General features: G+C 65.8%; 23 protein-coding genes, 1 tRNA gene and 1 other RNA gene. 8 read left to right on the top strand and 17 right to left on the bottom strand.

The genetic code is table 11. From position 1 onward, the window contains the following. Nucleotides 1-181: 181 nt before the first annotated feature. The 8 genes from cysK to CLU87_RS23275 all read right to left on the bottom strand — a co-directional run bounded on the left by cysK (nucleotide 182) and on the right by CLU87_RS23275 (nucleotide 7421). On the bottom strand, nucleotides 182-1099 hold the full coding sequence (gene cysK / locus CLU87_RS17340; protein ID WP_099731242.1) for a cysteine synthase A: 918 nt from the start codon (nucleotides 1097-1099) through the stop codon (nucleotides 182-184). A gap of 125 nt (nucleotides 1100-1224) precedes the next feature. Beyond that, entirely contained in the window at nucleotides 1225-2301 is a 1077-nt protein-coding gene (gene rtcA / locus CLU87_RS17335) for an RNA 3'-terminal phosphate cyclase (RefSeq protein ID WP_199170843.1), read from the bottom strand. Beyond that, the gene (locus tag CLU87_RS17330) at nucleotides 2298-3134 is read right to left on the bottom strand and encodes a nucleotidyltransferase domain-containing protein (protein WP_233193809.1); all 837 of its coding nucleotides are present in this window, start codon (nucleotides 3132-3134) and stop codon (nucleotides 2298-2300) included. Before CLU87_RS17330 ends, rtcA begins: the two co-directional genes overlap by 4 nt. Nucleotides 3135-3282: 148 nt before the next feature. Further along, entirely contained in the window at nucleotides 3283-3882 is a 600-nt protein-coding gene (locus tag CLU87_RS23180) for a hypothetical protein (RefSeq protein ID WP_143227287.1), read from the bottom strand. Nucleotides 3883-3907: 25 nt separating this feature from the next. After that, nucleotides 3908-5131: an RtcB family protein gene (locus CLU87_RS17325; RefSeq protein WP_099731240.1), complete on the bottom strand. Its 1224-nt coding sequence runs from the start codon at nucleotides 5129-5131 to the stop codon at nucleotides 3908-3910. 22 nt (nucleotides 5132-5153) lie between these two features. Next, entirely contained in the window at nucleotides 5154-5894 is a 741-nt protein-coding gene (locus CLU87_RS17320) for a hypothetical protein (RefSeq protein ID WP_099731239.1), read from the bottom strand. Nucleotides 5895-5921: 27 nt separating this feature from the next. Next, the gene (locus tag CLU87_RS17315) at nucleotides 5922-7055 is read right to left on the bottom strand and encodes a slipin family protein (protein ID WP_099732225.1); all 1134 of its coding nucleotides are present in this window, start codon (nucleotides 7053-7055) and stop codon (nucleotides 5922-5924) included. Between the two features lie 302 nt (nucleotides 7056-7357). After that, nucleotides 7358-7421 (bottom strand) — tRNA-OTHER (locus tag CLU87_RS23275). Nucleotides 7422-7771: 350 nt separating this feature from the next. Between CLU87_RS23275 and rtcR the strand changes: the two genes are divergently transcribed. Together rtcR and rnpB are read left to right on the top strand one after the other, a co-directional pair. Further along, entirely contained in the window at nucleotides 7772-9406 is a 1635-nt protein-coding gene (gene rtcR / locus CLU87_RS17310) for an RNA repair transcriptional activator RtcR (protein ID WP_099731238.1), read from the top strand. A gap of 10 nt (nucleotides 9407-9416) precedes the next feature. Further along, nucleotides 9417-9756, top strand: an RNA gene (gene rnpB / locus CLU87_RS17305) — RNase P RNA component class A. Between the two features lie 66 nt (nucleotides 9757-9822). Here rnpB and CLU87_RS17300 read toward each other — a convergent pair. The 6 genes from CLU87_RS17300 to CLU87_RS17275 form a co-directional block, all read right to left on the bottom strand. Then, a complete protein-coding gene (locus tag CLU87_RS17300) occupies nucleotides 9823-11046 on the bottom strand; it encodes a M48 family metallopeptidase (protein WP_099731237.1) in 1224 nt (407 codons plus the stop codon). A 2-nt stretch (nucleotides 11047-11048) separates the two neighbouring features. Continuing rightward, complete coding sequence (locus tag CLU87_RS17295) at nucleotides 11049-12314, bottom strand: YjgN family protein (RefSeq protein WP_233193808.1); 1266 nt, start codon at nucleotides 12312-12314, stop codon at nucleotides 11049-11051. A gap of 335 nt (nucleotides 12315-12649) precedes the next feature. After that, nucleotides 12650-13444, bottom strand: a complete 795-nt coding sequence (locus tag CLU87_RS17290) for an rRNA pseudouridine synthase (RefSeq protein ID WP_056059291.1) — start codon at nucleotides 13442-13444, stop codon at nucleotides 12650-12652. 33 nt (nucleotides 13445-13477) lie between these two features. Beyond that, complete coding sequence (locus tag CLU87_RS17285) at nucleotides 13478-15175, bottom strand: MBL fold metallo-hydrolase (RefSeq protein ID WP_099731235.1); 1698 nt, start codon at nucleotides 15173-15175, stop codon at nucleotides 13478-13480. 80 nt (nucleotides 15176-15255) lie between these two features. Further along, entirely contained in the window at nucleotides 15256-16008 is a 753-nt protein-coding gene (locus CLU87_RS17280) for an Asp/Glu racemase (protein WP_099731234.1), read from the bottom strand. Nucleotides 16009-16100: 92 nt separating this feature from the next. Beyond that, nucleotides 16101-17063 (bottom strand): tripartite tricarboxylate transporter substrate binding protein, encoded by a 963-nt coding sequence (locus tag CLU87_RS17275; RefSeq protein ID WP_052952277.1) that lies wholly within the window; start codon nucleotides 17061-17063, stop codon nucleotides 16101-16103. A gap of 98 nt (nucleotides 17064-17161) precedes the next feature. Between CLU87_RS17275 and CLU87_RS17270 the strand changes: the two genes are divergently transcribed. Continuing rightward, nucleotides 17162-18031 carry a LysR substrate-binding domain-containing protein gene (locus CLU87_RS17270; RefSeq protein WP_056745290.1) on the top strand — a complete coding sequence of 290 codons (870 nt, stop codon included), beginning with the start codon at nucleotides 17162-17164 and terminating at the stop codon, nucleotides 18029-18031. Nucleotides 18032-18038: 7 nt separating this feature from the next. On the opposite strand, the gene CLU87_RS17265 is transcribed toward CLU87_RS17270, so the two are convergent. Beyond that, nucleotides 18039-19241 carry an MFS transporter gene (locus CLU87_RS17265; RefSeq protein WP_099731233.1) on the bottom strand — a complete coding sequence of 401 codons (1203 nt, stop codon included), beginning with the start codon at nucleotides 19239-19241 and terminating at the stop codon, nucleotides 18039-18041. A 124-nt stretch (nucleotides 19242-19365) separates the two neighbouring features. Between CLU87_RS17265 and CLU87_RS17260 the strand changes: the two genes are divergently transcribed. Then, the gene (locus CLU87_RS17260) at nucleotides 19366-20250 is read left to right on the top strand and encodes a LysR family transcriptional regulator (RefSeq protein WP_099731232.1); all 885 of its coding nucleotides are present in this window, start codon (nucleotides 19366-19368) and stop codon (nucleotides 20248-20250) included. A 12-nt stretch (nucleotides 20251-20262) separates the two neighbouring features. On the opposite strand, the gene CLU87_RS17255 is transcribed toward CLU87_RS17260, so the two are convergent. Beyond that, entirely contained in the window at nucleotides 20263-20460 is a 198-nt protein-coding gene (locus tag CLU87_RS17255) for a hypothetical protein (RefSeq protein WP_015012532.1), read from the bottom strand. A 120-nt stretch (nucleotides 20461-20580) separates the two neighbouring features. Further along, nucleotides 20581-21285 (bottom strand): glutathione S-transferase N-terminal domain-containing protein, encoded by a 705-nt coding sequence (locus CLU87_RS17250; protein WP_056059273.1) that lies wholly within the window; start codon nucleotides 21283-21285, stop codon nucleotides 20581-20583. 95 nt (nucleotides 21286-21380) lie between these two features. On the opposite strand from CLU87_RS17250, the gene dapF reads away from it, so the two are divergent. The 4 genes from dapF (at nucleotide 21381) to lepB (ending at nucleotide 24769) form a co-directional block, all read left to right on the top strand. Next, the gene (gene dapF / locus CLU87_RS17245) at nucleotides 21381-22262 is read left to right on the top strand and encodes a diaminopimelate epimerase (RefSeq protein ID WP_056059269.1); all 882 of its coding nucleotides are present in this window, start codon (nucleotides 21381-21383) and stop codon (nucleotides 22260-22262) included. Beyond that, nucleotides 22259-22948 carry a DUF484 family protein gene (locus tag CLU87_RS17240; RefSeq protein WP_099731231.1) on the top strand — a complete coding sequence of 230 codons (690 nt, stop codon included), beginning with the start codon at nucleotides 22259-22261 and terminating at the stop codon, nucleotides 22946-22948. Before dapF ends, CLU87_RS17240 begins: the two co-directional genes overlap by 4 nt. 56 nt (nucleotides 22949-23004) lie before the next feature. After that, the gene (locus CLU87_RS17235) at nucleotides 23005-23982 is read left to right on the top strand and encodes a tyrosine recombinase XerC (RefSeq protein WP_099731230.1); all 978 of its coding nucleotides are present in this window, start codon (nucleotides 23005-23007) and stop codon (nucleotides 23980-23982) included. Between the two features lie 118 nt (nucleotides 23983-24100). Further along, nucleotides 24101-24769, top strand: a complete 669-nt coding sequence (gene lepB / locus CLU87_RS17230) for a signal peptidase I (protein ID WP_082522360.1) — start codon at nucleotides 24101-24103, stop codon at nucleotides 24767-24769. Nucleotides 24770-24790: the final 21 nt, after the last annotated feature.

Raw genomic sequence — 24790 nt, 5'->3', positions numbered from 1 at the left:
TTGCAATCGTTGGGGGGGGCTCCGGCGAAATCACCGCAGAGGTGGGCCGGTGCGAACACTGATTGTTCTGGCCTGCGTGCCCCGCCGCTGTAGGACGGCTGGCCGTGGCTTTGTGCTGCGCAGCCCAAAAAAAAGGGGCCCCGAAGGGCCCTGGTGTGAGTGCGCTGCGTGCCAGCGGCCATCAGGCCGGCAGGAAACCTTCCACCGACAGGTAGCGCTCGCCCGTGTCGTAGTTGAAGCCCAGCACCTTGGCGCCTGCGGGCAGCTCGGGCAGCTTCTGGGCAATGGCGGCCAAGGTGGCGCCGGACGAGATGCCCACCAGGATGCCCTCTTCGCGCGCAGAGCGGCGGGCGTATTCGCGGGCCGGTTCGGCATCGACCTGGATCACGCCGTCGAGCAGGCTGGTGTCGAGGTTCTTGGGGATGAACCCCGCGCCAATGCCCTGGATGGGGTGGGGCGACGGCGCGCCGCCCGAGATCACCGGCGAGGCCGTGGGCTCCACCGCAAACACCTTGAGTTGGGGGAACTTTGCTTTGAGCACCCGCGCCACGCCTGTGATGTGACCACCCGTGCCCACCCCCGTGATCAGCGCATCAATGCCGTCGGGGAAATCTGCCAGGATCTCCTGCGCCGTGGTGCGCACATGGATGTCGATGTTGGCGGGGTTCTCGAACTGCTGCGGAATCCACGAGCCGAGCGTCTGCGCCTGCAGCTCTTGCGCGCGGGCGATGGCGCCCTTCATGCCTTTTTCGCGCGGGGTCAGGTCGAACTGCGCGCCATAGGCCAGCATCAGGCGGCGGCGTTCGATGCTCATGCTGTCGGGCATCACGAGGACGAGCTTGTAGCCCTTGACGGCCGCCACCAGCGCCAGGCCAATGCCGGTGTTGCCCGAGGTGGGCTCGATGATGGTGCCGCCGGGCTTGAGCGCGCCCGATTTCTCGGCGTCTTCCACCATGGCCAGCGCAATGCGGTCCTTGATGGAGCCGCCGGGGTTGCTGCGCTCCGACTTCACCCACACATTGGCGCCGGGGCCGAACAGGCGGTTGATGCGCACGTGGGGCGTGTTGCCAATGGTCTGAAGAATGTTGTCAACTTTCATGGCGTCTCCTGTGAGGTGTCGGATGGGTCAAAGGGAAGGGGTGTGGTGCGCATTCTGAACCACTTGTTCTACGGCCCTGGTCATATGGATATAGCCAGGGTATGGGTCCATGCCGCGCTGGCCCTTCAGGGCACGGGAGATATCTCAACGTGCATTGCATCCTCTGAGGGGGTGATCTGAACCTGAACCGGCAAGCCTAGCGCGATGGTCTGCGCATTGGTAACCGTGTGCTGCGTAACCTTGGTGCAGGTGTAGCGCGCGGCCTGCCCACTGCGCCACACAGACAGAGCCAGCGGCAGCATCCACTGGTCCGCCAGGTGCGGGCCCAGCGCGCCGGTGCTGCGCTGGTAGGCGCGCACCTCGTCCACCAGCCGCTTGGCAACCTGCTCGGCCGACAGGCTGCGCTCGCCCAACTGGCAAAACACCTCGGTCACCTGCGCATACTCCAGCGTGGCGATCAGCGCATTGCCCGGGCCCTCGTTCTGGCGTGTGGATGGCTGGCGCAGTTGGCCGGCCTCGAACGTCCACCCCATGCGCTGGCCCAGCGCCTCCAGCTCCCGCGTGGCAATGTGGCGCGCCAGGCCGGGTGCCAGTGCCTCGCCCCAGCCGTTTTGCAACGGGCCGCGCTCCAGCACATCCACCGGCGCCAGCGGCTGCGTGGTGGCGGTGGCGGGCATGATGTGCGCCACCAGCTCGCCGCCCCCGGCGGGGTAGAAGCCCCGCCGCTGCAATTGCAGCTCCAGCCCCACACCCAGCCGCCGCACCAGCGGCGCAAAGGCGCGTTCCAGAAAATCAAAAGGCGGCGCCATCGGGTTGTGCGTGCCACCCGCCAGCTCGACCTTGCTCGGGCCATCGGCCAGCATCAGCGCGGGCAGCACCGTCTGCAGCACCAGCAGGCAACTGCCTGCGGTGGCAATCTGAAAACGGTAATCACCTGCACGCACGTTGCCGGGTGTGAACACCAGCGTTTGCGAATTCAGCTCCGCGCCCTCGGCCTCCCCGCCGCACACGGCCACCGCCGCTTGCACGCAGGCCAGGTGCTGGCGCATCAGCCCCGGCTTGGGACGCCCCGCACGGATGCGCGTGATGTGCAGCGGGCGGCCGGTGACCATGGACAGTGCCAGGCCGGTGCGCAGGATCTGACCGCCGCCTTCGCCGTTGGAGCCGTCGAGGGTGAGGGGCGTCACAGCGAGTTCCGTCATGGCGATACCTGCGCCGCACCCTCGGGGCGCTTGCTGAACTGCAGCACGGTGTCATGCAGCAAGGCGTCCAGCGCGGCGTGCCCAGGCACGGGCAGCGGCTGCACGGGCTCCGCCGCATTGCGGGCCAGCTCGGCCTCGATGAACGCATGGATGCCGGGCCAGCGGGGGCTGGTGGCCGCTTCGCCAGCGCGCATCTTCACCTCCAGCAGTGCGTTGATCTCATCGACCAGCGCCGCATCCTGCACGGGGTGCAGCGTGTGCTGGGCCAGTTCGGCAAAGCGCATGGGTGGCACGCCGGGTTGTGTGCGTATCCACCGCGCGGCAAGCAGGGGGCGCAACACGTACAGGTACTTCTTGTAGCGCACCTCGTCGGCCTGCAGGTGCTCTCGAAAGTTCTTCTTGGCCATGGATGCGTAGTGGTGCCAGCCCTTGGCGTTGGAGAACACTTGCGCTGCCAGCGTGCGGAACTGCGCCATGGTGTCTGCCTCTTCGCGGTAGACGATGGGTGAGCCCAGCCATTCGAGCAGCGTGGGGTTGGACTCGCGCAGCAGGCCCAGGGCCTTGCGAAGGTCCCAGCCGTTCACGTCCAAGTCCCCGCTGATCGGCAGCTCGATTACGTCGCGGCCTGGCGCTACGGTCAGGTACCAGGGCAGGCGGTTCACGTAGATGAAGCGCACGTCGTAGTCGCTGTCGGGCGAGGCAAAGCCCCAGCCCCGGCTGCCGGATTCGCAGGCAAAGAGCACCGTCACGTCGTGTGTGGCTTCGATGTCGCGCAGGGCCTGCAGCACCTGCGTGCGCATGTGGGGCTCCACCGGGTGGGCGGAGCGCAGCATTTCTTTTTGTTCTGTTGTATGCATAAAAATGGGTTGTAGCGCCTGCTTGATAAGCGCTAGCAGCTATCAAAAATATTGTTCTTGCTGTGGCGAAGGATATTTCCATGCCGCAGATACGGTATTCGTCTCTCCGTTGGGCCGCCTCGGGTTACGCGCTTGTCGATGTGGTCGTAAGAGTAGAAAGAGCGCTATCAAGCGTTTTGAGATGCTCCTGCAAGAGTGATCGGGCATGCTCTGCTTCATCGCTCCACCACCAAGGGAAGGATGGACTTGCACTCAGCGCATTGACTGTTGCCGATGCGGCCTGAGTTACAGCCACCACGTGCTGCTTAAAAACCACATGACGATTCGCCTGAAAGTGGACAAGGCTGTTTCGTAGCTGGTTCAACTCAATCATCCAACGATCCATATCTCCGCTTAGAGATGACGTGATACGGGCATCCCGCTTCATTTGCGCAGTCTCTTTGACGTTCGCATAAAGCTCCATAAAAAAGTTCAAACGCACGACTGGATAGCCTTGAAATGACGCGGATTGAGCCTGCTGTTGCTCATACGCGTTCTGCCATGCCTGCGCATCCTTTTTGCGCCACGAGGTCATTCCGTCGCCCTGATTTAGGTAGCAAGTCATGGCGGCTTGTGCTGCGGAGTGAGCTGCGACAACAAGCCACTTGGGAGAGCAAACTCCCTTTTCTAGACGCTTTGCTTGTTCTGCCGCTTGAGCAGTAGAGTCGATTACGTCGTCCAGCATGCTTAGTTCGTAGCAGTTCATCTCTTTACCCCTTTACACACACCACCTGCTTTAGCGTGTACACCACCTCCACCAGGTCTTCCTGCGCCGCCATCACCGCGTCAATGTCCTTGTACGCCATCGGAATCTCGTCGATCACGTCGGCGTCCTTGCGGCATTCCACGCCCTCGGTGGCCTTGATCTGATCTTCGACCGTGAACAGCTTCTTGGCCTTGGTGCGGCTCATGGTGCGGCCTGCGCCGTGGCTGCAGCTGTTGAAGCTCTCGGGGTTACCCTTTCCGCGCACGATGAAGCTCTTTGCCCCCATGCTCCCAGGGATGATCCCCAGCTTGCCTTGCTCGGCACTCACCGCGCCCTTGCGGGTCACGAACACGTCTTGCCCGAAGTGCGTTTCGCGCTGCACGTAGTTGTGGTGGCAGTTCACGGCTTCCACGTGCGTCTCGAATGGCTTGGTGATCACCTTGCGCAGCGCGGCAATCACGCGGCCCATCATCACCTCGCGGTTGGCGGCGGCAAACTTTTGCGCCCACCCCACGGCCTTCACGTAGTCGCCGAAGTACTGCGCGCCTTCTTCGAAGTACGCCAGGTCTTTATCGGGCAGGTTGCGCTGGTTCATCTCGGCGTCCTTCTTGGCCAGCTCGATGAAGTGGGTGCCGATGGCGTTCCCCACTCCGCGCGAGCCCGAGTGCAGCATCACCCACACGGACTGGTGTTCGTCCAGGCAGATTTCGATGAAGTGGTTACCCGTTCCCAGCGTTCCCAGGTGCTTGTAGTTGTTGGTGTTCTTGATGCGCGGGTGCGCCTCGCAAATTTCCTCGAACTCATCCACCAGCCCCGCCCAGGCGCGGTCGGTTTCAGCGGGCGGGGTATCCCAGCTTCCCTTGTCGCGGCCGAAGCGCTTGGGCGTCATGCCCACCGGCACGGCGCGCTCGATGGCGGCTCGCACGCCTGACAGGTTGTCGGGCAGGTCGCTCGCGGTCAGCGTGGTCTTGCACGCCATCATTCCGCACCCCAGGTCCACCCCCACCGCTGCGGGGATGATGGCCTTGAGGGTGGGCACCACCGAGCCAATGGTGGCGCCGATTCCCAGGTGCACGTCGGGCATCACCGCCACGTGCTTGAACACGACGGGCAGGCGCGCGATGTTGCGCAGCTGGTTCCTGGCTTCTTCTTCCACTGGCACGCCGTTCGTCCACATCTTCACGGGAACGCCGTTGGGGACTTCGAGTTGTTCATAGTTGTTGTTCATATTGTTCTTTCGTCTTTGTTGTTCATTGAACCATTCCACGCGCTGCGGCTTGGGCATAGTTTTTCAGTTCGTCGTCGTTCTTCAACTGGCGGATGAAGGCATCCATGTGTGCCTTCAATTCCTTGGGTCTGTTCAGGCGTGACCCTTCGTGCCCGATCCCGTGCAGTGCCGACACCTGCGCTTCGCGCCAAGGCATCGCCAGCATTTCGCAGAACACCTGCCACATCGCGTCGCGCCATTCAGGGATGTCCTTGGCGTTCCAGAACGTGGGCCACACGTCAAACCACATGTAGCTCACGAAGTAGAGTCGGTCGCTTGGGCTCCCGATGGGGCTGGGCCCAGTGTCCAGGCGCGGACCAAGACACTCATGCCACAAGCTGGGCAGCGCCCGCACCATGCGCATCGCGTTGGCCAGCGGCACGGACGGGTCGTTGACCATGTGCGGGATGTCTCCGGCGTTGTTGCTCATCACATGGTTCAGGCCCATGCCGACCTGAGCGTCACTGTAGGGCGCCAGGTCGTTACCTGCGTTGGCGAACAGCACGGTCTGGATGTGCGTCCATTGCAGCGGTGTGGCTTCGAACGCGGGCTCTTCGATGTCCCAGTACCACTCCTGACCGCCCTTGTCGGGTACGGGGCGGTCGAACAGGTAACTCAGGGCCGCGTTGTAGACCGCTGGGTCGAGGCCAATGGATTCGCAGGTGACCGCAGCGTTGTCCCGCCGCTGGCGCTTTTCGCGGGGCGTCAGTTTTTTGTTCTTCATCGCATTCCTCCTCGCGCTTTGCTCACCTCAGCGCATCTTCACCAATCCATTCAATACCTGGTCCAGACCGCCGAAGACGGAGATCTTGTCGATGCGCTCGGCCACGCGTTCCAGCGTCTCCAGCTCCTTCATGCGCAGGGCGACGGGGTTGTCCTCCATCACCTTGGCCGTGTTGAGCAGCGAGCGCGTGGCGGCGGTTTCCTCGCGGCGGCGGATCACGTTGGCCTCGGCCTGCTTCTGTGCCTGCACCACCTGGGTCAGGATGGTCTTCATCTCGCCCGGCAGCACGATGTCCTTCACGCCCACGCTCTCCAGTTGCATGCCGTAGGGCAACAGCTTGGCGGCCATGTGTGCGGTCACCACGTCGTCGATCACCGTCTTGTTCTCCAGCAGCTCATCGAGCGTGCGGGTGCCCACGGCGGCGCGCAGCGCAAACTGCAGCTCGCGGTACAGGTGGTCGGCAGGCTTTTGCAATTGGGCAAAAGCGCGCAGCACATCGGTGTAGCGGTAGGTGGCGCACAGGTTCAGGCGCAGGCTTACCTTGTCGCGGGTCATGATGTCCTGGCCCGATACTTCCACGGCTTGCAGGCGCAAATCCACCATCTCCACGGCCACGGTGCGGCCGTACTTCCAGAAGGCGTAGGTGCCAGCCGTGAGCAGGCGCTCCACCTTGCCGTCCACCGTCAATAGTGCGCACTGGCCCTCGGGCACCTGCACCTGCAGCACGCCGGCCAAGCCGGTCACGCTGCGCTGGCGCAGCTGGGTCTGCGTCAATCGCGCCACCAATGCGGTGGGTAACTCAGCGCCCGCTTGCAGGTCCACCACGTGCACGTTCACCTCCGCCAGGCCTTTCCAATAAAGGCGGCGGGTGCCGGGGGGTAGGATCTCGACCAGCACGCCGTTTTCGCTGCGCAGGCCCACTTCGGTTTCCGACAGGTTGACCTGCACAAACTCGGCGGCCACCACCGCGGGCTCTTGCGCCATCAGGTACTCGGCCAGGCCGTGGGTGAAGGCGGGTTGTTCCAGGGCGAAGGTCTCCACGCGCAACTGGTCGGTGCCCGCAAACAGCCAGTAGGTGCCGCTGCGCAGCACGCGGTCAAAGCTGCCGTTGCGCAGCAGTAGGGCGCGTTCGTTCTTCTTGACGGTGGCGCGTTGGAACATCTTCGTCAGCATCTCTTTTTCCTCTCTCTTCTTCGTTGTCGTATCGGGTTGCCGTTACAGCGATGGCGGGGTGCCAGGGGGTGCAGCCTGGGCCTAGCAGTGCGCCGTGGTTACTGCCTCAGCCCCCAGGAGGGGAGGGCGGCAGCACGGCTGGCTGCGGGCGCGGGCTGTGCCGGGTGCTGGCACAAACCGCCGCCGGCTGACGGGGTGGGACCCTTGCGATTGCGGCGCAACCTCGAGGCCTCTCCCCGCGTTCGGCGGGTGGTCTTTCGACCGGTACAAAGTTCCAGCCTTGCGGCCGGAGTAATGGGCAGGAGTCGAACCTGCTACAGACCTCTTGCGAGGTTGCTCTACCAATGAGCTACCAAAGGTGGCAAGCCGGGAGTCGAACCCGGCATCTCCTCTTGCGAGGCGTCACCAAGACCTTGCCAATACCCAGCGTTGGCGATGTGCGGCATGCAGAACATCAACAGAACCCGAAGGCCCCGGACGCCCGGCACCGGTGGGGCGAACATTTGTCCTAACCCCAGCCTGTGAGCGGTCACCGCTTGCGCTGGATGCTTCTTCTTTTGCCAGATTTGTGCCAGCTTGTGGTGAGTGGTATTCAACTTGCGCAAGCTGTTGATTTGTATGGTGATATTTTTGTTTTACGAAATTGGTGTGGTATGCGCTTGTCAAAATAACTAGAATGAAAGCTAGTTAAATAGACAAAATAAATGCACAAAAACAAGGTGGTCATGGGGTTCCTTGGCACCCAGCTCGACTCCGGCCGGGGCGCGGGGCGGTGGGAGAAGTGGCGCCCCACCGTATCGCTGGTGCAGCATGAGGACGTGGTGATCGAGCGGCTGGAGCTGCTCTACACACCACCGCACCGCGAGCTGGCCCACCAGGTGCGCGCTGACATGGCGACTGCCTCGCCCGAGACCACGGTGAACCTGGTGCCGCTGACCATTGCCGACCCGTGGGACTTTGGCGAGGTCTATGCCCAGCTGTACGACTGGACGCAGGCCTACCGCTTTGACACCGAGCGCGAGGAGTACTGGACGCACATCACCACCGGCACGCACGTCGCGCAGATCTGCCTGTTCCTGCTGGTGGAGTCGCGCCGCATTCCGGGTGTGCTGGTGCAGACCTCTCCGCCCAAGCGCCAGCAGATGGGCAACCCTGGCAGCTACACGCTGATCGACCTGGACCTCTCGCGCTACGACGTGATCGCGCAGCGCTTCGGCGCGGAGCAGCAGGATGCGGTGCAGTTCCTCAAAAGCGGCATTGCCACGCGCAATGCGCGCTTCAACGCGCTGATCGACGAGGTGGAGCGCGTGGCGGTGCGCTCGCGCGCGCCCATTCTGTTCACCGGGCCCACGGGTGCGGGCAAGTCGCACCTGGCGCGGCGCATGTTCGAGCTGAAAAAGTCGCGCCACCAGGTGGAGGGCGAATTTGTGGAGGTGAACTGCGCCACGCTGCATGGCGACGGTGCGGCGTCCACGCTGTTCGGCCACAAGAAAGGTGCCTTCACTGGCGCGGCGGCCGACCGTGCGGGCCTGCTGCGCACGGCGCACAAGGGTGTGTTGTTCCTCGACGAGATTGGTGAGCTGGGCCCGGACGAGCAGGCCATGCTGCTCAAGGCCGTGGAGGAAAAACGCTTCTACCCCCTGGGCAGCGACCGCGAGGTGGAGAGCGACTTTCAACTGGTGGCTGGCACCAACCGTGACCTGCGCACCGAGGTGGCGGCAGGGCGCTTTCGTGAGGATCTGTTTGCGCGTATCAACCTCTGGAGCTATGTGCTGCCGGGCCTGGCCCAGCGACCCGAAGACATCGAGCCCAACGTGGAGCACCTGCTGGTGCGTGCGGGCACGGAACTGGGACGCAGCGTGCGCTTTTCCAACGAGGCACGCGCCGCCTACCTGCGCTATGCCCAGTCGCCCGAAGCGTTGTGGACCGGCAACTTTCGCGACCTCTCGGCCAGCGTGACACGCCTGGCCACGCTGGCTGACAGCGGTCGCATCGGCCTACCCCTGGTCGAGGCCGAGATCGCCCGCCTGCGCTGGCTGTGGCAGCCCGCCAGCGATGCGCGCAACGGGCTGGCATCTGCAACAGGGACGGTGGGACGCGACGAACTCGCGGCCCTGCTGGGCGCCGAGGCGGTGGAATCCATGGACCTCTTCGACCAGCTCCAACTGGCGGCGGTGCTGCAGGTCTGCCGCCAATCGCGCACTTTGTCGGACGCGGGGCGCCTGCTGTTCCAGGCCTCGCGCACGCAGCGCACGGTGGTCAATGACGCGGACCGGCTGCGCAAGTATCTTGTGCGCTTTGGTCTGGACTGGGATCGCGTCGTGGCCGCTGGGCGATAATCCCACCCGTGAAGCACGCCAGACCGCCGCTGGTGCAATCTGGGAAACCAGGCACTGGAGGAACGTCCGGACTGCACAGGACAGCGTAGCAGCTAACGGCTGCCCACCGTGAGGTGAGGATCAGAGCAACAGAGACGAGTCCCGGGGGAGTGCCGCAAGGCAAACCACCGGGGGTGAAACGGGCAATCTCTACGCGCAGCAATACCAAGTAGGCCAGCGTTGATGTGGTTCCGCAGAGCTGGCGGGTAGGTAGCACCGAGCCGTGGTGGCGACACCCGGCCCAGATTAATGGCGGTCACACTGCGGGCAACCGTGGTGCACAGAATCCGGCTTATCGGCGCGCTTCACACTTTATTTTCACCCCGACTCGCCAAGGGGCGTGTGGTGAGCACGCCGCCCCTGTGGCGCGGCTGTGTTCAGTTTTTTGCGCAATGGGGTGCTTGCCCCCGCTCCAGCTCTGTCGCACGCTCCACCGTGTCGGGGTGGCTGCTCAGCAGCGACCAGACAGGGTGCGAGCCGATCTCCTGAGCCACCTTGCGCTGGCGCGCTGCATCGGGTGTGCTGGCCCCGGAGGAGGGCGCCGATGCCGCGGTGGTCGGGCCCTTGCCCTGGTCTTTTTTCTGGGCCTCTTCGTTGTCCTCATCGCGCGCAATCGCCAGCAGCAGCTGGCCCATGGGCGCTGTGGGCAGTGCGGCGTGGCGCATGACGGCGATGGCGTAGCAGTCGGCCTCGCGCTCATGGCTGCGGCTGTAGGCCAGGCCGGTCAGCAAGGATGCACCCGTAGAGACGATGCCAGACACATCGCCCAGCGCCAGCCCCAGGCCCATGTTGAGTACGCCCTGCTGCACCACCATGCGCGTGGTGTGGCGCTGCACCACGTGGCCGACCTCGTGGGCCAGGACGCCCACCAATGCGTTGTCGTCCAGGCCCTTGTCGGCCGCTGCTTTCACGATGCCGTCGGTCATCACGATCTTGCCGCCGGGCAGCGCAAAGGCATTGGCGCCCATGCCGGATCGGAACTCCAGGGACAAAGGCGGCCGGTAGCCGGAGTAACGCTGCAGGCCAGGGGGCGTTTGCTGCACCAGGGCATCAAAACGCGCCTTGAGCTGGTCTTGTCGGGCCGAAGGCAGCTTGCTGGGCTTCAGGGTGCCGTTGTCCATCTGCTGGAGCACGTTCTCGGCCACGCTGGTCTCCCAGCTGATGGGCACAAACCGCGTGAGCTGCGTTGCCGCCCAGGGTGTGCCGTAGCGGTAGAACAGCGTGAGGCCAATGACGGCGGCGGCCGTCACGCCCAGCAGCACGGGCCAGCGGGTCTGCATGCGTTGTGCGATGCCGGGGCGCTCGCCCGCCACGGCCAGTGCGGCGCGCCATTCGGCCACGGCATCGATCTCCACGCTGCCATGGTCGCGCAGATCGACGACCACGCGGGGCTGCGGTTTGCGCTCGTTCCAGGCCTCGGGCCAGCCCACCTGTTTCCAGGCAAAGACGACAGGCTCGGCCCCGGGCTGTGAGAGCAGGTGCAGCACCAAGGAGGGGCCTTGCGGCGTGGGCCGCAGGCTCACCACCACGGGCCGGGCCTTGCTGCTCTGGCCATCGAACCAGCGCCCGGGGACGAGGGCTGGGTGCGCAGATGCCGACATGTTCAACCGATAAGGTCGAGGCCAGCCGCATCCGCCAGCGCATCGCCCAGGCCCCCCTGCTGCTGGCGCACCATGGCACCGGTCACCTGCTCCACGCCGCCCTTGACGTGCAGGGTGACGGACTCGCACTTCATGCGGTATTCGCTGACCCGCGCAAACGGGCGGTACAGCCCCAGCGTCAGAAGGGTGAGCAGCATGTTCTTGATGCGCAGCCACACGTATTGGCCGCTTTTCAGGTGGCACTTGAAGCGGGCCACGTGGCTCACGCCGATGTTGTTCCACATCAGCTGGAACATGCGCGCCTCGCGGTATGCGCGGGCCGGTGCCGACGCCAGGATCAGCATGAAGATGCCCGCGATGATGGACACGATGATCACCACAAACATCCACAGGCCCAGGCGGTCGCTCTGGCTGGCCACCAGGGCGATGGAGCTGCCTGCGAGAATGCCGATCAGCGCCGAGAACCCCACCACGCACAGGATGAACACAGCCACGGTGGCCATCCACACCTTGACGAAGTCCATGTACACGGGCTTCCAGCGGCCTCGCTCGGCACCCACCTGGGCCTTGAGCACCAAGAGGCTCTTGAAGTTGTATTCGGTGCGGATCACGCACAGCACCGACAGCACCAGGCCCAGCAGTACCAGGCCGCCCATGGCGGGCGTGAAGCGGGGCATGGGTTGTTTCTTGCCCTCTTCTTCGATGGCCTCCAGCGCCTGGGCCAGGTCGGGCGACAGCAGCTGCAGACCATAAAACACGCCAAACCACACCAGCGCCAGCGCAAAAACAGGCCAGCTGGCGATGTAGACCTCTTTCCAGCTGGCCGTGAACTGCAGTCGCAGCCCGCGCCACCGCGTGGCGCCCAGGCGAAACCGCATGGCGCTGGCCCAGATGAAGGGCGCCAGCGCCGCGCCCGCCAGCAGGAACAGGCCCACCGCCGTGTCCTGCCCGGTGTTGGCGGCCAGGTTGTAGGCAATGGTCAGCAGCATCAGCAGCACAAAGCCCATCACCATCTTGCGTTGCTGCGCGGTGAATTCGAGGGGGCTGCCGGCCACCAGCGTGTGGCTGTAGAAATACTGGGCGGTGCGGCGGCGCGCCCAGGGGGTGTAGATGCCCAGCGTGACGATGGACAGCAGCACGTTGACGATCCAGACCCGGAAATACTCGCCCCCGCTGCCCGTGAACTCGAGCGGGTGGGCATCGATGTTCATCGGCATGAAGGTGGACATCGGCCCCGCAGCGCCGCCAGACGATTGGTTTGTGTTCATGAACTCCCTCCAGAGTGCTGCGCAGTGTAGCAGCGGTGCGGATCGAAGGAATTCAAATGAAAAAGGCTTGAAGCGCTTGTTGTAAAAGCGCTGGTAGCTATGTTTTCAGGAGCATATGTGCTTGACTTGTCCGGTGCGCATCGGCAGGGCGCCGCTGGGCCCGCAAGCCCTTAGGGCAACGCTGAACAAGTCCCTCGCGCACCGCGCACCCCTGCTTTGGGCGGTCTGCCGCGTTGCAAATCCTCGCGATAGCTACGGCTATCGCTGTGGTTTGCGCCTTGCATCCCATCCCAAATCAGGGCGCGCGCCACTGCGGGGACTTATTCAGCGTTGCCTTAGAACTTCTCCCAAGGCTGCAGGTAGCGCCACTGCCCCTCGGGCACCTTGGCCAGCGGCACGCGGCCGATGCGGATGCGCTTCATGCCCACCACCGTCAGGCCCACCGCCTCGCACATGGCCGGGATCTGGCCGGGGCGGATGCCCTTGAGCGCAAAGCGCAGCTTGGTTTCGTTCTGCCAGCTCACCTTGATGGGGGGCAGGGGGCGGCCATTGAACGTGAGGCCATGGCACAGGCGCTGCAGGCCATTGGGCGCGATGTCGCCCTTGACCTCGACGATGCACTCCTGCTCCAGCGACTCGATGTCTTCGGCCAGCTTGCGCGCGATGCGCTTGTCTTGCGTGTACACCACGAGGCCGCTGGCCTCGGTGGGTAGCGGGGTGAAGCATTCGAGCTGCTTGAAGTGGCGCTGCAGCACGCGGATGCCCGATGCGTCTTCCGGCAGGTGGGACGCGGCGCTGAGCAGCGTGAGCGCCTGTTGCGCACCCTGACTGCGGCTGGCGTGGGCCGCCTGCCCGGTGGGGGCGCCCGGCAGGCCCAGGCCGGCTTCAAACCCTGCGGGCTTGTGCAGCAGCAAGGTCACTGGGGTCAGCTCCAGCAGGCTGGCATCGGGTGCGACCGCCACGGTCTGATCGGGGCGCACGCGCGCGCCGGGGGCTTCCTCGATCTGGCCGTCCACGCTCACAAAGCCGCCCTCGATGAATTGCTCTGCCGTGCTGCGCGAGCAGCTCAGCTGTTCGGCCACGCGTTTGGCCAGGCGGATGTGGGTGGGGTCAGGGTTCTTGTCGGTCATTGAATATGAAGGCGGTCTTGGTGTTCTTGTGGTTCAGTCATTGCCGGGCTGCAGAGAGCGAATGCGCTCCACATGCGCCAGCAGCGAGCGCTGGGCCACCGGCCACATGCGCTGCGGTACGTCGTCATAGGCGTGGCGCACCCAGTCGTCCATGCTGCCCTGGGGCAGCGCCTGCATGGCGGCCAGTACCTTGGCCTCGCGCGCCAGGCGGTGGGCCCTGAGCTTGGCGATGGCATTGCGGGCACCGAGGACCGGGCCCCCCAGCACGTAGCCATGCGCGGGCAGGATGAACTCCACGCTGTGCTCGGTGCACGCCGCATCCAGCCGGTCCAGCGAATCCAGGTAGTCGGCCACGTTGCCGTCCGGCGGGTCGATCACGGTGGTGCTGCCGTTCAGGATGTGGTCACCACTGAACAGCAGCGCGTCTTCCACCAGCAGCAGGCACAGGTGGTTGGCCGCATGGCCTGGGGTGTGGATCACCTGCAGGGTATGGGTGATTTTGCCTTCAGGTGCTAGTCCCTCAAGCACAAGCAGCTCATTATTTTGTAGCGCCCGGTCGGGGGTGAACTGGCTGGCCGCGCGGGCCGTGGGGGCCGACGGCAGGCCCAGAACGGGCGGGCGCGCCTTGCCGGCCTGCACACACATCGCCTGCAGCGGCGCCGCGCCGGGGGAATGGTCGGCGTGCGAGTGGGTGCACACAATCATGCGGATGTCGCCCCCCGCTGCACGCCAGAGCTTGTCCAGGTGCTCGGCGTCGGCCGGGCCAGGGTCGATGGCGATGAAGCCCGTGGCCGGGTCGCCCACCAGATAGCTATTGGTGCCAGGGCCGGTCATCACGCCGGGGTTGGGGGCGGTCAGGCGCATCACGTTGCGCAGCAGCGGCACGGGGCGCTCAGTCTGCCAGTCCAGTGGGTGCACGATCTGCCCGTCGGGGCAGACCAGCGCCAGCTCGCCAAACGGCATGTCGTCCTCCATGTAGCGCGCTTCCTTGCCTGCCAGCAGGCCGGCGCGCGGGCAGCTGACCCACAGGGGCTGCTCGTGCGCCACGGCGTCCAGCACCGCCTGGGTGCTGGCAAATTGGGCCAGGCGCTGCAGCGTGCGGATGGTCGGGAAGATCATGAAGAACTGCCCCGCCTCGTGCCGCGCCAGCGCGTCGGCAGGGCGCACCCACACGGGCTCGAACTGCTCTGCCTCGTCGGCCACGGGCTCCTGGCCCTCGGGCATGCGGGCCACCAGAAAGGGCACTTCAAAGCGGCGCGCCAGGTCACGGTCGGCCGTCCAGTGGGCCAGCAGGTACACCCCGTCGGCCGCCAGGCGCAGTCCGCGTGCGGCGCACTGGGCGGCAAACGGCTTGTGGCGGTCGATGGCGGCAATGTCCTGCGCATCGGCCATCTGCCCTTGGCGGGGGCCTTCTGTATGGCGCGCCAGCAATACGCCCAGCTCTTCAAAACTCTCGCGGATGGCGGCAATCGCCTGGGTGAGGTGCTGGTCACTCTGGGTAGGGCGGCGGTCCGCAGCGGCGTGCGTGGCGGGTGCTGCGTCCAGCGCATCAATGCCCCCGCCGGGGAACACATACGCGCCAGGCGCAAAACTGGCCGTGGCCGAGCGCCGGGTCATGAGGACTTCGAGCCCGCCGCCGCCAGGCACATCGCGCAGCAGCAGCACGGTGGCAGCGGGGCGGGTGGCTACCGGTTCTCGGTGGGGGTGGAGTTGTTGGCTGGAGCGGGGCATCGGGCCATTATCCGGCGTTGCCCTGCAGCCTGCCCGCCAGCTGCTTTCGTCAACGGACCGGCCTCTTGCCCTTGGGGAGGTCAGTAGGCGCCAGAGAGCAGGGCCCCTGCGTTGGGTACCCGCGTTTCCAGCCCCAGGCGCTTGAGCATCGCCCAGGTGGTGCAGGCTGCAGCGGACACGACAGGAATGCCCAACTGGTCCTGTGCCATCTGCACGGACGCCAGCGAGGGCATCTGCACGCAGGCCGAGATCACCACCACATCCACGCCGCGCGTGTCCAGCCGTTGCACCAGCTGGGCCGGGGCGGCGGGGTCCTGCGCGCCCACCTGCAGGTTGTCGGCAATTTCCAGCGACAGGCTGTCGTGCACGGCAATGCCCTCGTGCTCGATGTAGTCCACCACCAGCTGGGTCAGCGGCTTCATATAGGGCGTGAGCACCGAGACCTTCTTCGCGCCCATGGCCTTGAGCCCTTCGACCAGCGCGCCTGCGCTGGACACCACGGGCGCGGGCTTGCCATTGGCCACGGTGACCTCATGCAGCCGCTTTTCGGATGCGCGGTGGTAGCCCAGGCCCATGCTCATGATGGCCACGAGGCAGGCATAGCCCATCACGTCCATCTTGCCGTCCGACAGCTCCAGCGCGCAGTGGTCGGAGTCGCGGTCCATCGCGGCCAGCTCTTCCTTGGTGACCTTTTGCATGCGCATGCGGCTGGCGTGGAAGCTGAAGCGCTCGGGCAGGATCTGCTCGCGGGCGCGCAGCATGGCCGGGATCTCGGTCTCCATGGTGGTGTTGGAGCTGGGCACGATCTGCCCGATGCGGTAGGTGCGTTGCATGGTGGTCTTTCAGGAGTCAATGGGCAAAGCGCTGCCCGCCCGGCGCGCGGAGCGCCGGAAATGGGATCGCGCAGGGGATGTTTGTGGGCCGGTCAGTCGGCTTTGATACCGGCGGCCTTGATGGTCTTGGCCCAGTAGGCGGTTTCGGTCTTCACCAGCTCACCGAGGGCGTCGGGCGGCAGGTAGCGCAGTTCGATGCCCGCCGCGTCGGCGCGCTGGCGCGTCTCGGGCATGTCCAGCGCCTTCTTCACATCGGCGGTGAGCTTGGCCACCACGGCGGGTGGCGTGGCGGCCGGGGCGAACAGGCCCACCCAGGCTTCGAGCTTGAAGTCGGGCATGCCGGCCTCGGCCACGGTGGGCACGTTGGGCAGGCCCGGGTGGCGCTTGGTGCCGGTGACGGCAAAGGCCTTGAGCTTGCCGCTGACCACATGCTGCATGACCGACGGTGGCGTGGTGATGAACACCTGCACCTGGCCCGCCAGCACATCGGCCACCGCAGGGCCCGAGCCACGGTAGGGGATGTGGGTCATGAAGGTGCCGCTTTGCTGCTTGAAGATCTCGGTGCCGATGTGGGACAGCGAGCCGTTGCCCTGCGAGGCGTAGTTCACCTTGCCCGGGTTGGCCTTGAGGTAGGCGATGAATTCCTTGAGGTTGTTGGCTGGCACCGAGGGGTGAGCGGCAATCACGTTGGTGGCCACGGTGAGCAGCGCGACGGGGGCGAAGTCCTTGGCCTCCCAGGGCAGGCTGGGGGTGAGGGCCGGGTTGCCCACGTGGTAGGCCGAGTACGAGATCAGCAGGTTGTAACCATCGGGTTTTGCGCGGGCCACGGCGCCGTAGGCCACGTTGCCGCTGCCGCCCGCCTTGTTGTCGATCACCACCGGCTGGCCGATCACGCGCGCCAAAGGCTCGTTGAGCAGGCGGGCCGAGGTGTCCACCACGCCGCCGGGCGGGTTGGGCACGGTGAGCGTGATGGCCTTGCTGGGGTAGTTGTCTTGCGCCATGGCCAGGCCCGAGAGGGCCAGCGTGGCAGCCAGCAGGCTGTGCTTGATCGTCATGTTCGTCTCCACCAGATGTTGTAGTGAAGGTATTGTGGAAACAAGCGAATCAGCAGTCCAATATATTGTTGGTCTTGATCAAGACCTGAAAAGTATCAATGGAACTGCGCCATCTGCGTTACTTCGTCGCCCTGGCGGAAGAGCTGAGCTTCACACGCGCCGCGCAGCGCCTGCATGTCTCGCAGCCGCCGCTGAGCCTGCAGATCGCCCAGCTGGAACAAGAACTGGGCGCCCAGCTCTTCGTGCGCACCAGCCGGCGCGTGGAGCTGACGCTGGCAGGCCAGGCCTATCTGGTGGATGCACGCGCGGTGCTGGAGCGGCTGGACACGGCGCGCCAGCGTGTGGCGGCCATCGGCCAGGGGCAGGCCGGGCGCATTGAAGTGGGGCTGTCGGGCTCGCATTTCCTCGGGCCGTTTCCGGCGGCGCTGGCGCGCTACCGACAAAGCCATCCGGGCGTGGATGTGGTGCTGCACGAGATGCAGCCTTCGCTGCAGCAGGCGGCCCTGCGCGACAAACGCATCGATGTGGGCATCTCGCGCACGGCCGTCAACGACGACCAGCTCGCCAGCACCCTGCTGTGGCCCGACCCTGTGGTGGCGGCTTTGCCGCCCGGCCACCCGCTGGCGGCGCGCAAGGCACTGGCCTTGAAGGATCTGCGCAGCGAGGCCTTCGTGATGCTGCGCCGCGACTCGTCGGCCCATGCCGAGCACATGGTGCAGTGCTGCGTGCAGGCCGGCTTTGCGCCCCAGGTGGCGCAGACCACGGTGGAGCTGGCGGCCGTGCTGAGCCTGGTGGCGGCCGGGCTGGGCGTGGCCCTGGTGCCGTCGTCCCTGGGCATGCTGTTCGGGCCGCGTGTGGTGTTCAAGCCCCTGGGCGCCAAAGCGCCGCGCGCCGATGTGCATGCGGTGCAGCGGCGCGACGACCTGCTGGGCGTGGTGCCGGCTTTCGTGCGGGTGATGGCGGGCTGAGGTGGGCTCAGTGCCCCACAGGCACCACACCAGCGGCACGCACGGGGATGCCGCTGCGCCGGTCCAGCACACCGCTCCAGTGCGTGAGGGCCAGCGACACCAGCACCACCAGCGCTCCGATCCACGGCGTGTGCTGCAGGCCCAGGTGCGTCACGATCAGACCACCGGCCCACGCGGCGCCGGCGATGCCCAGGTTGAACGCTGCGATGTTCAGGCCCGAGGCCACGTCCACCGCCTGCGGCGTGAAGCGCTCGGCCTGCTTGACCACATACACCTGCAGCCCCGGCACATTGCCGAATGCCACGGCGCCCCACAGCAGCACGGTGCCCACAGCCAGCCAGGGGTGGGGCGCGGTGAACTGCAGCAGCAGCAGCACGGCCGCCAGCAGCGCAAAGATGATGCGCAGCGCCGGGATGGGGCCCAGCCGGTCGGCCAGCTTGCCGCCCCAGAGGTTGCCCACGGCCACGGACACGCCGTACACCAGCATCACCCAGCCCACCGAACCCGCGCTGAACCCCGAGATGTCGGTGAGGATGGGCGCGAGAAAGGTGAACGGAATGAAGGTGCCGCCGTAGCCGATGGCCGTCTTGGCATATACCAGCAGCAGGCGCGGCTCTGCCAGCACCTTGGCCTGCTGCATCAGCGAGGCGGGCGGGGTATGCGCCAGGTTGCGCGGCACGAAGAGGGCGCTGCCGATGAAGGCTGCCGCGCCCAGGGTTGACACGGCCAGGAAGGTCTCGCGCCAGCCAAAGTGCTGGCCGATGAAGGTGCCCAGCGGCACGCCCGTGACCAGGGCCACCGTGAGGCCGGTGAACATGATGGCAATCGCGCTTGCGGCCCTTTCGCGTGGCACCAGGCCGGTGGCGATGGTCGAGCCGATCGAGAAGAACACGCCATGCGCCAGCCCGGTGAGGATGCGCGCGGCCACCAGTGTCTCGTAGCTGGGTGCCTGCCAGGCCAGCAGGTTGCCGGCGGTGAACAGCGCCATCAGCGCCAGCAGCAGCGCCTTGCGCGGCAGCTTGCCGGTGAGTGCGGTGAGCACCGGGGCGCCGACGGCGACCCCCAGGGCGTACAGGCTGACCAGCAGGCCCGCCGAGGGGATGCTGATGGAAAGGTCTGCCGCCACGGTGGGCAGCAGGCCAACGATCACGAACTCGGTCGTGCCGATGGCAAAAGCGCTGAGCGTCAGCGCGAGCAAGGCAATGGGCATGGGAACACTCCAGTTTTCAGGCTTTCGGGCTCTGGAGTGTGGGTGTTTGGGTCTTGCAGAAAAATAGGGTGAGGCGCCATTGATAATTGACTGGAAATCAACAATCAAAGCGCCCGGAGCACCCATGAAAACCACGCTGGAAGAACTGCAGGCCTTTGTCGCCGTGGTGGATGGCGGTTCGATCACGGCCGCAGCTGACGCACTGGGCCAGACTGTCTCTGGCATCAGCCGGGCACTGGCGCGGCTGGAGAAAAAGCTGGACACCACGCTGCTTCGCCGCACGACGCGCCGCACTGAGCTGACCGAGGAGGGCCAGGCCTTTTTGCAGCGCACGCGCGCCATCCTGGCCTCCATCGACGACGCCGAGGAGCACATGGCTGCGCGCCGCCAGCAGCCCGCAGGCCGCCTGCGGGTGAATGCCGCCACGCCATTCATGCTGCATGCCGTGGTGCCCCTGGTGCCAGCGTTTCGCGAGGCGTATCCGCAGATCACGCTGCAACTGGACACGGACGAAACGTACATCGACCTGCTGGAGCGGCGCACGGACGTGGCCATCCGCATCGGACAGCTCCAGGACTCCACCCTGCATGCGCGCCCCCTGTGCACCAGCCGCGTGCGGGTGCTGGCCAGTCCCGACTACCTGGCGCGGACGGGCAGGCCCAAGAGCGTGGCGGACCTGGCGCGGCACACGCTGCTGGGCTTTCACCAGCCTGAGTCGCTTAACCACTGGCCGCTGCGGGGCGAGCATGGTGATGCCTGGCCCATCGTGCCCAGCCTCACCGCGTCGAACGGCGAAACGTTGCGCCAGCTTGCGCTGCAGGGGGTGGGCATCGTGTGCCTGTCCGATTTCATGACGGCCGGTGACCGTGCGCGTGGCGACCTGGTGCAGGTGCTGGCCAAGGACACGGTGGAGGTGCGCCAGCCCATCAGCGCGGTGTACTACCGCAACACGCAGCTGGCGGCACGCATCGCGTGTTTTCTGGATTTTCTGCAGGAGCGTCTGGGCTGAGCAGGCCCGCCTTTAGCGCAATGCGCGCAGCTGCTGCAGGCGAAGCAGCACCGCGTCGATGACGGCATTGGCACCCTCCACATCGCAGCTCCACAGCATTTCCAGCAACTCGATCAAAGCGATGGCGTTCGTTTCCTGCAGCGCTGCACGGGCGGCAGCCTGGAGGTCGTGCAGGTCCAGATCCTGAAGAACATCAACGGTCAATCCCATGGGGCACTCCCTGTTTTTTTGAGGAGGCCCATGGTAGGTGCGTGGCGGCCGGGTGCCGGGCTGCGCGGCATGATCAAGATCAAGGGCCGATGAGAAACCCAGGCGCCCTGGCGCCCGCCGTCAGCCGCGTGCCGGAATCGCCAAGCCCTTGGCCACTGCCGAGCGCGCCACAAACGCATCGAGCACGCGTTGCACTTCCTTGAACTGGCCAAACTCCACCAGGTCGCCCGCGCCATAGAAGCCGATGAGGTTGCGCACCCAGGGCAGGATGGCAATGTCGGCGATGGTGTACTGGTCGCCCATCACCCATGGGCGGCCCGCCAGGCGCTCGTCCAGCACCTTGAGCAGGCGCTTCGATTCGGCGACATACCGGTCGCGCGGGCGTTTGTCTTCGTAGTCCTTGCCCGCAAACTTGTGGAAGAACCCGAGCTGGCCAAACATGGGGCCCACACCGCCCATCTGCCACATCACCCACTGCAGGGTCTCGTAGCGCCCAGCGGTGTCCTGCGGCATCAGCTGGCCGGTCTTGCTGGCCAGGTACACCAGGATGGCGCCGGACTCGAACAGCGCCAGCGGCTGGCCGTCCGGGCCGTTCGGGTCCAGGATGGCCGGGATCTTGTTGTTGGGGTTGAGGGAGAGAAACTCGGGGGAGGTCTGGTCGTTGGTCTCAAAGCTCACCAGGTGGGGCTCGTAGGGCAGGCCCAGTTCTTCCAGTGCAATCGACACCTTCACGCCGTTGGGCGTGGGCAATGAATACAGCTGGATGCGGTCGGGGTGCCGGGCGGGCCATTTGCGGGTGATGGCAAAAGCGGAAAGATCGGTCATGCGAGGTTCCTGAAAAAGCCGGTGGAATCGAGAGAAGCTGCCAAGCGTAAGCCCGCACATGGTTTGGCGCAGGGGCGGGGCCATAATCCCATCCCATGCAGATTCGCTTCACCAAAATGCAGGGCGCGGGCAACGATTTTGTGGTGCTCGACGAAACCCAGGGCCGCCTGGGGCTGAACACGGCCCAATACCGCTTCCTGGCAGATCGACACTTCGGTGTCGGGGCCGACCAGATCCTCACCGTGCGGCCTTCTCCTGGTGACGGCATTGACTTCGAATACGTGATCCACAACGCCGACGGCGGCGAGGTGGAGCAGTGTGGCAACGGTGCGCGCTGCTTTGCGCGCTTTGTGCATGACCGGGGCCTGTCGGGCAAGGACACCATCCGCGTGCAGACCAAAAGCGGCGTGATCGCGCCCCGCCTCACGGGCGACGGCCGCGTCACGGTGGACATGGGGCGTCCCGAGTTCGACCCCGCCCAGGTGCCGTTCGACACCACCGGTCTCACGCCCGTGCAGCAGGGTTTGGGGCGAAAATGGCCGCTGGCGTTAGAAGAATATGCCCCTGGTGCTTCTGTTTTGATAGCTGTTGCCTCCATGGGCAACCCGCATGCGGTGCAGCTGGTGGACAACGTGGACACCGCTCCGGTCGCGCAGACCGGGCCGCTGATCGAGCGCCACGCGCGCTTCCCCCAGCGGGTGAACGCCGGCTACCTGCAGATCGTGGACCGCTCCCATGTGCGCCTGCGCGTGTTCGAGCGCGGCGCAGGCGAGACCCTGGCCTGTGGCACCGGCGCCTGCGCGGCAGTGGCCAGCGGCATCCGCCTGGGGCTGCTCGACCCCGAGGTGCAGGTGGACACGCGCGGCGGCCGCCTCACCATTGCGTGGAGCGGTGCCGACACCGATTCCGTTTTCATGACAGGCCCCGCCACCACGGTGTTCGAGGGCCAGATCGACATTCCCGACACGCTCGTATGACTACCCACATCCCACCGATCACCGAAGACGACATCGCCCAGTTCCTCACCAACACGCCCGGCTTCTTCGAGCGCCATGCCGAGGTGCTGGCCAGTGTGCAGATCACCAGCCCGCACGGCGCGCGTGCGGTGAGCCTGCAGGAGCGCCAGGCCGAGATGCTGCGCGAGAAGATCAAGGGTCTGGAGCACCGCATCATGGAAATGGTGCGCAACAGCACCGAAAACGCCGCCATTGCCCAGAAGGTGCACCAATGGACTGGCAGCCTGCTGCAGGTGCGCGACCCGTTCGACCTGCCCCAGGCCGTGGTCGATGGCGTGCGCACCCTCTTCGACGTGCCCCAGGCGGCGGTGCGTGTATGGGAGGTGGCAGCGCCTTATATCGACGCCGACTTCACCCAGGGCGCGAGCGAGGACGCGCGGGCCTTTGCGTCGTCGCTGACCATGCCGTTCTGCGGGCCCAACCTGGGTTTTGAGCCTGCGGGCTGGCTGGCGCAAGAGGCCGGTGAGCCGGCCCAGTCGCTGGCCCTGCTGCCGCTGCGCGCAGGCGCCATCGATAGCGCCACGCCTGCGTTTGGCCTGCTGGTGCTGGGGTCGCAGGATCCACAGCGTTTTGATGCCACGATGGGCACCGACTTTTTGTCGCGCATGGCAGAGCTGGCGAGCGCAGCCCTTCTGCGGCTTCAGTAAGCAGTCGCAAGCCCAGCCGCCATTGCCAACCCAACGGCGTCTCAGCCACGGCCCCCATGCCTGAAACGCCCGCGGCACCCACCACGCTCGACCCCCATGTCCTGCGGTATCTGGAGCATGTGCGCGTCGAAAAGCGGCTGGCTGCGCGCACGCTCACGCTCTACACCCTCGACCTCGAAAAACTGGCGCAGTTTGCGGCCAGCGTGAATGTGCCGATGCTGCAGTTGCAAACCGCTCACATTCGCCGCTTCGTCGCGCAGATGCACAGCGGCGGCCGCAGCGGGCGGGGCATCGCGCTCATCCTGTCGGGCTGGCGCGGCTTTTTCATCTGGGCGGGGCGGCAGGGGCTGATCCCGCACAACCCGGTGCAGGACGTGCGTGCCCCCAAGGCGCCCAAGCCTTTGCCCAAGGCGCTGGGGGTGGACGACGCCGTGCGGCTGGCCGAGTTCGACAACACCGGCGCCGACCCCTGGCTCGAGGCGCGCGATGCAGCCATGGTGGAGCTGCTGTACGGCTGCGGCCTGCGCGTGGGCGAACTGGCGGGGCTCGATGCCAACCCCAACGCCGACACCCAGCGCCAGGGCCGTGGCTGGGTGGACCTGCAAGCGGGCGAGGCCCATGTGTTCGGCAAGGGCAGCAAGCGGCGCAGCGTGCCGGTGGGCGCGGCTGCCACAGCCGCGCTGCAGGCCTGGCTGCAGCTGCGGGCCACACCGTTTGGGGGCGAGGGCTCTGTGCGGCTGGACACCGCCCTGTTCGTGGGCCAGCGCGGCAAACGCCTTACCGCCCAGTCCATCTGGCTGCGCCTGCGCCAGCGCAGCCAGCAGGCGGGGCTGACCACGCCGGTGCACCCGCACATGCTGCGCCACTCGTTTGCCAGCCACCTGCTGCAAAGCAGTGGCGACCTGCGTGCGGTGCAGGAGCTGCTGGGGCACGCCAACATCACGACCACGCAGGTGTACACGCGGCTCGACTTTCAGCACCTGGCCAAGGTGTATGACGCGGCCCACCCGCGCGCGCGAAAGAAGTCCCCCTGAGTTGCCGTGCGGCGTCCCTCCAAAGGGCGGCGCGCCTGCTGGCCTGGCGGAACCAAGTGACAACCAGGCGCCTCCGAGCAACGTGGCGCCCGCTGTGGAGCGCCCTGGAGTTGTCCTCATGCTGCTGAAATGGATCCAATCGAACCGGTGGTTCATCGTGTTGCTGTTGTGCTTTGGCGTTTTTCGCACTGCCGTGGCCGACTGGAATCCCATCCCTTCGGGCTCGATGCGGCCCACGCTGCTGGAGGGGGACGTGGTGCTGGTCAATCGCCTGGCCTACGACCTCAAGCTGCCGCTCACGGACATGATCCTGGCGCACATCGATGATCCGCAGCGCGGCGATGTGGTCACCTTCTCGTCCCCGCTGGATGGCACCCGCCTGATCAAGCGCATTGCGGCCTTGCCCGGAGACACGGTGGAGATGCGCAACGAGGTGCTCTACATCAACGGCCAGGCGGCCGAATACGAGATGCCCGATTCTGTGCAGGAGCCGGTGCTGCCAGGTCACACGCTCACGGCCACGCGCTGGACAGAGCGCCTGCTGGGGCATGAGCGCCGTGTGCAGTGGCTGCAGGGCGTGACTGCGCGCAGCAGCTTCGATCCGGTGCAGGTGCCCGAGGGCGAATACCTGGTGCTGGGTGACAACCGGGACAACAGTGCCGACTCGCGCTACATCGGCCTGGTGCCACGCCATCTGCTCATCGGGCAGGCGCACCGCGTGCTGCTGTCGGCCGATGTGCTGGGCCACTGGGCGCCGCGCCTGGAGCGCTTTGGCAAGGCGCTGTAGTCCCTCCAGTTCATCAGGGGC

It is taken from the genome of Acidovorax sp. 59, from assembly GCF_002754175.1.
In the GTDB taxonomy this organism is placed as follows: domain Bacteria; phylum Pseudomonadota; class Gammaproteobacteria; order Burkholderiales; family Burkholderiaceae_C; genus Acidovorax; species Acidovorax delafieldii.
The sequence above is the reverse complement of the archived record's forward strand: the minus strand, read 5'-3'. Positions and strand labels throughout refer to the sequence as shown.

Coding starts and splice junctions, on each gene's coding strand:
- cysK (WP_099731242.1), bottom strand. CDS start 1,099: ATGAAAGTTGACAACATTCTTCAGACCATTGGCAACACGCCCCACGTG.
- rtcA (WP_199170843.1), bottom strand. CDS start 2,301: ATGACGGAACTCGCTGTGACGCCCCTCACCCTCGACGGCTCCAACGGC.
- CLU87_RS17330 (WP_233193809.1), bottom strand. CDS start 3,134: ATGCTGCGCTCCGCCCACCCGGTGGAGCCCCACATGCGCACGCAGGTG.
- CLU87_RS23180 (WP_143227287.1), bottom strand. CDS start 3,882: ATGCTGGACGACGTAATCGACTCTACTGCTCAAGCGGCAGAACAAGCA.
- CLU87_RS17325 (WP_099731240.1), bottom strand. CDS start 5,131: ATGAACAACAACTATGAACAACTCGAAGTCCCCAACGGCGTTCCCGTG.
- CLU87_RS17320 (WP_099731239.1), bottom strand. CDS start 5,894: ATGAAGAACAAAAAACTGACGCCCCGCGAAAAGCGCCAGCGGCGGGAC.
- CLU87_RS17315 (WP_099732225.1), bottom strand. CDS start 7,055: ATGTTCCAACGCGCCACCGTCAAGAAGAACGAACGCGCCCTACTGCTG.
- rtcR (WP_099731238.1), top strand. CDS start 7,772: ATGCACAAAAACAAGGTGGTCATGGGGTTCCTTGGCACCCAGCTCGAC.
- CLU87_RS17300 (WP_099731237.1), bottom strand. CDS start 11,046: ATGTCGGCATCTGCGCACCCAGCCCTCGTCCCCGGGCGCTGGTTCGAT.
- CLU87_RS17295 (WP_233193808.1), bottom strand. CDS start 12,314: ATGAACACAAACCAATCGTCTGGCGGCGCTGCGGGGCCGATGTCCACC.
- CLU87_RS17290 (WP_056059291.1), bottom strand. CDS start 13,444: ATGACCGACAAGAACCCTGACCCCACCCACATCCGCCTGGCCAAACGC.
- CLU87_RS17285 (WP_099731235.1), bottom strand. CDS start 15,175: ATGCCCCGCTCCAGCCAACAACTCCACCCCCACCGAGAACCGGTAGCC.
- CLU87_RS17280 (WP_099731234.1), bottom strand. CDS start 16,008: ATGCAACGCACCTACCGCATCGGGCAGATCGTGCCCAGCTCCAACACC.
- CLU87_RS17275 (WP_052952277.1), bottom strand. CDS start 17,063: ATGACGATCAAGCACAGCCTGCTGGCTGCCACGCTGGCCCTCTCGGGC.
- CLU87_RS17270 (WP_056745290.1), top strand. CDS start 17,162: ATGGAACTGCGCCATCTGCGTTACTTCGTCGCCCTGGCGGAAGAGCTG.
- CLU87_RS17265 (WP_099731233.1), bottom strand. CDS start 19,241: ATGCCCATTGCCTTGCTCGCGCTGACGCTCAGCGCTTTTGCCATCGGC.
- CLU87_RS17260 (WP_099731232.1), top strand. CDS start 19,366: ATGAAAACCACGCTGGAAGAACTGCAGGCCTTTGTCGCCGTGGTGGAT.
- CLU87_RS17255 (WP_015012532.1), bottom strand. CDS start 20,460: ATGGGATTGACCGTTGATGTTCTTCAGGATCTGGACCTGCACGACCTC.
- CLU87_RS17250 (WP_056059273.1), bottom strand. CDS start 21,285: ATGACCGATCTTTCCGCTTTTGCCATCACCCGCAAATGGCCCGCCCGG.
- dapF (WP_056059269.1), top strand. CDS start 21,381: ATGCAGATTCGCTTCACCAAAATGCAGGGCGCGGGCAACGATTTTGTG.
- CLU87_RS17240 (WP_099731231.1), top strand. CDS start 22,259: ATGACTACCCACATCCCACCGATCACCGAAGACGACATCGCCCAGTTC.
- CLU87_RS17235 (WP_099731230.1), top strand. CDS start 23,005: ATGCCTGAAACGCCCGCGGCACCCACCACGCTCGACCCCCATGTCCTG.
- lepB (WP_082522360.1), top strand. CDS start 24,101: ATGCTGCTGAAATGGATCCAATCGAACCGGTGGTTCATCGTGTTGCTG.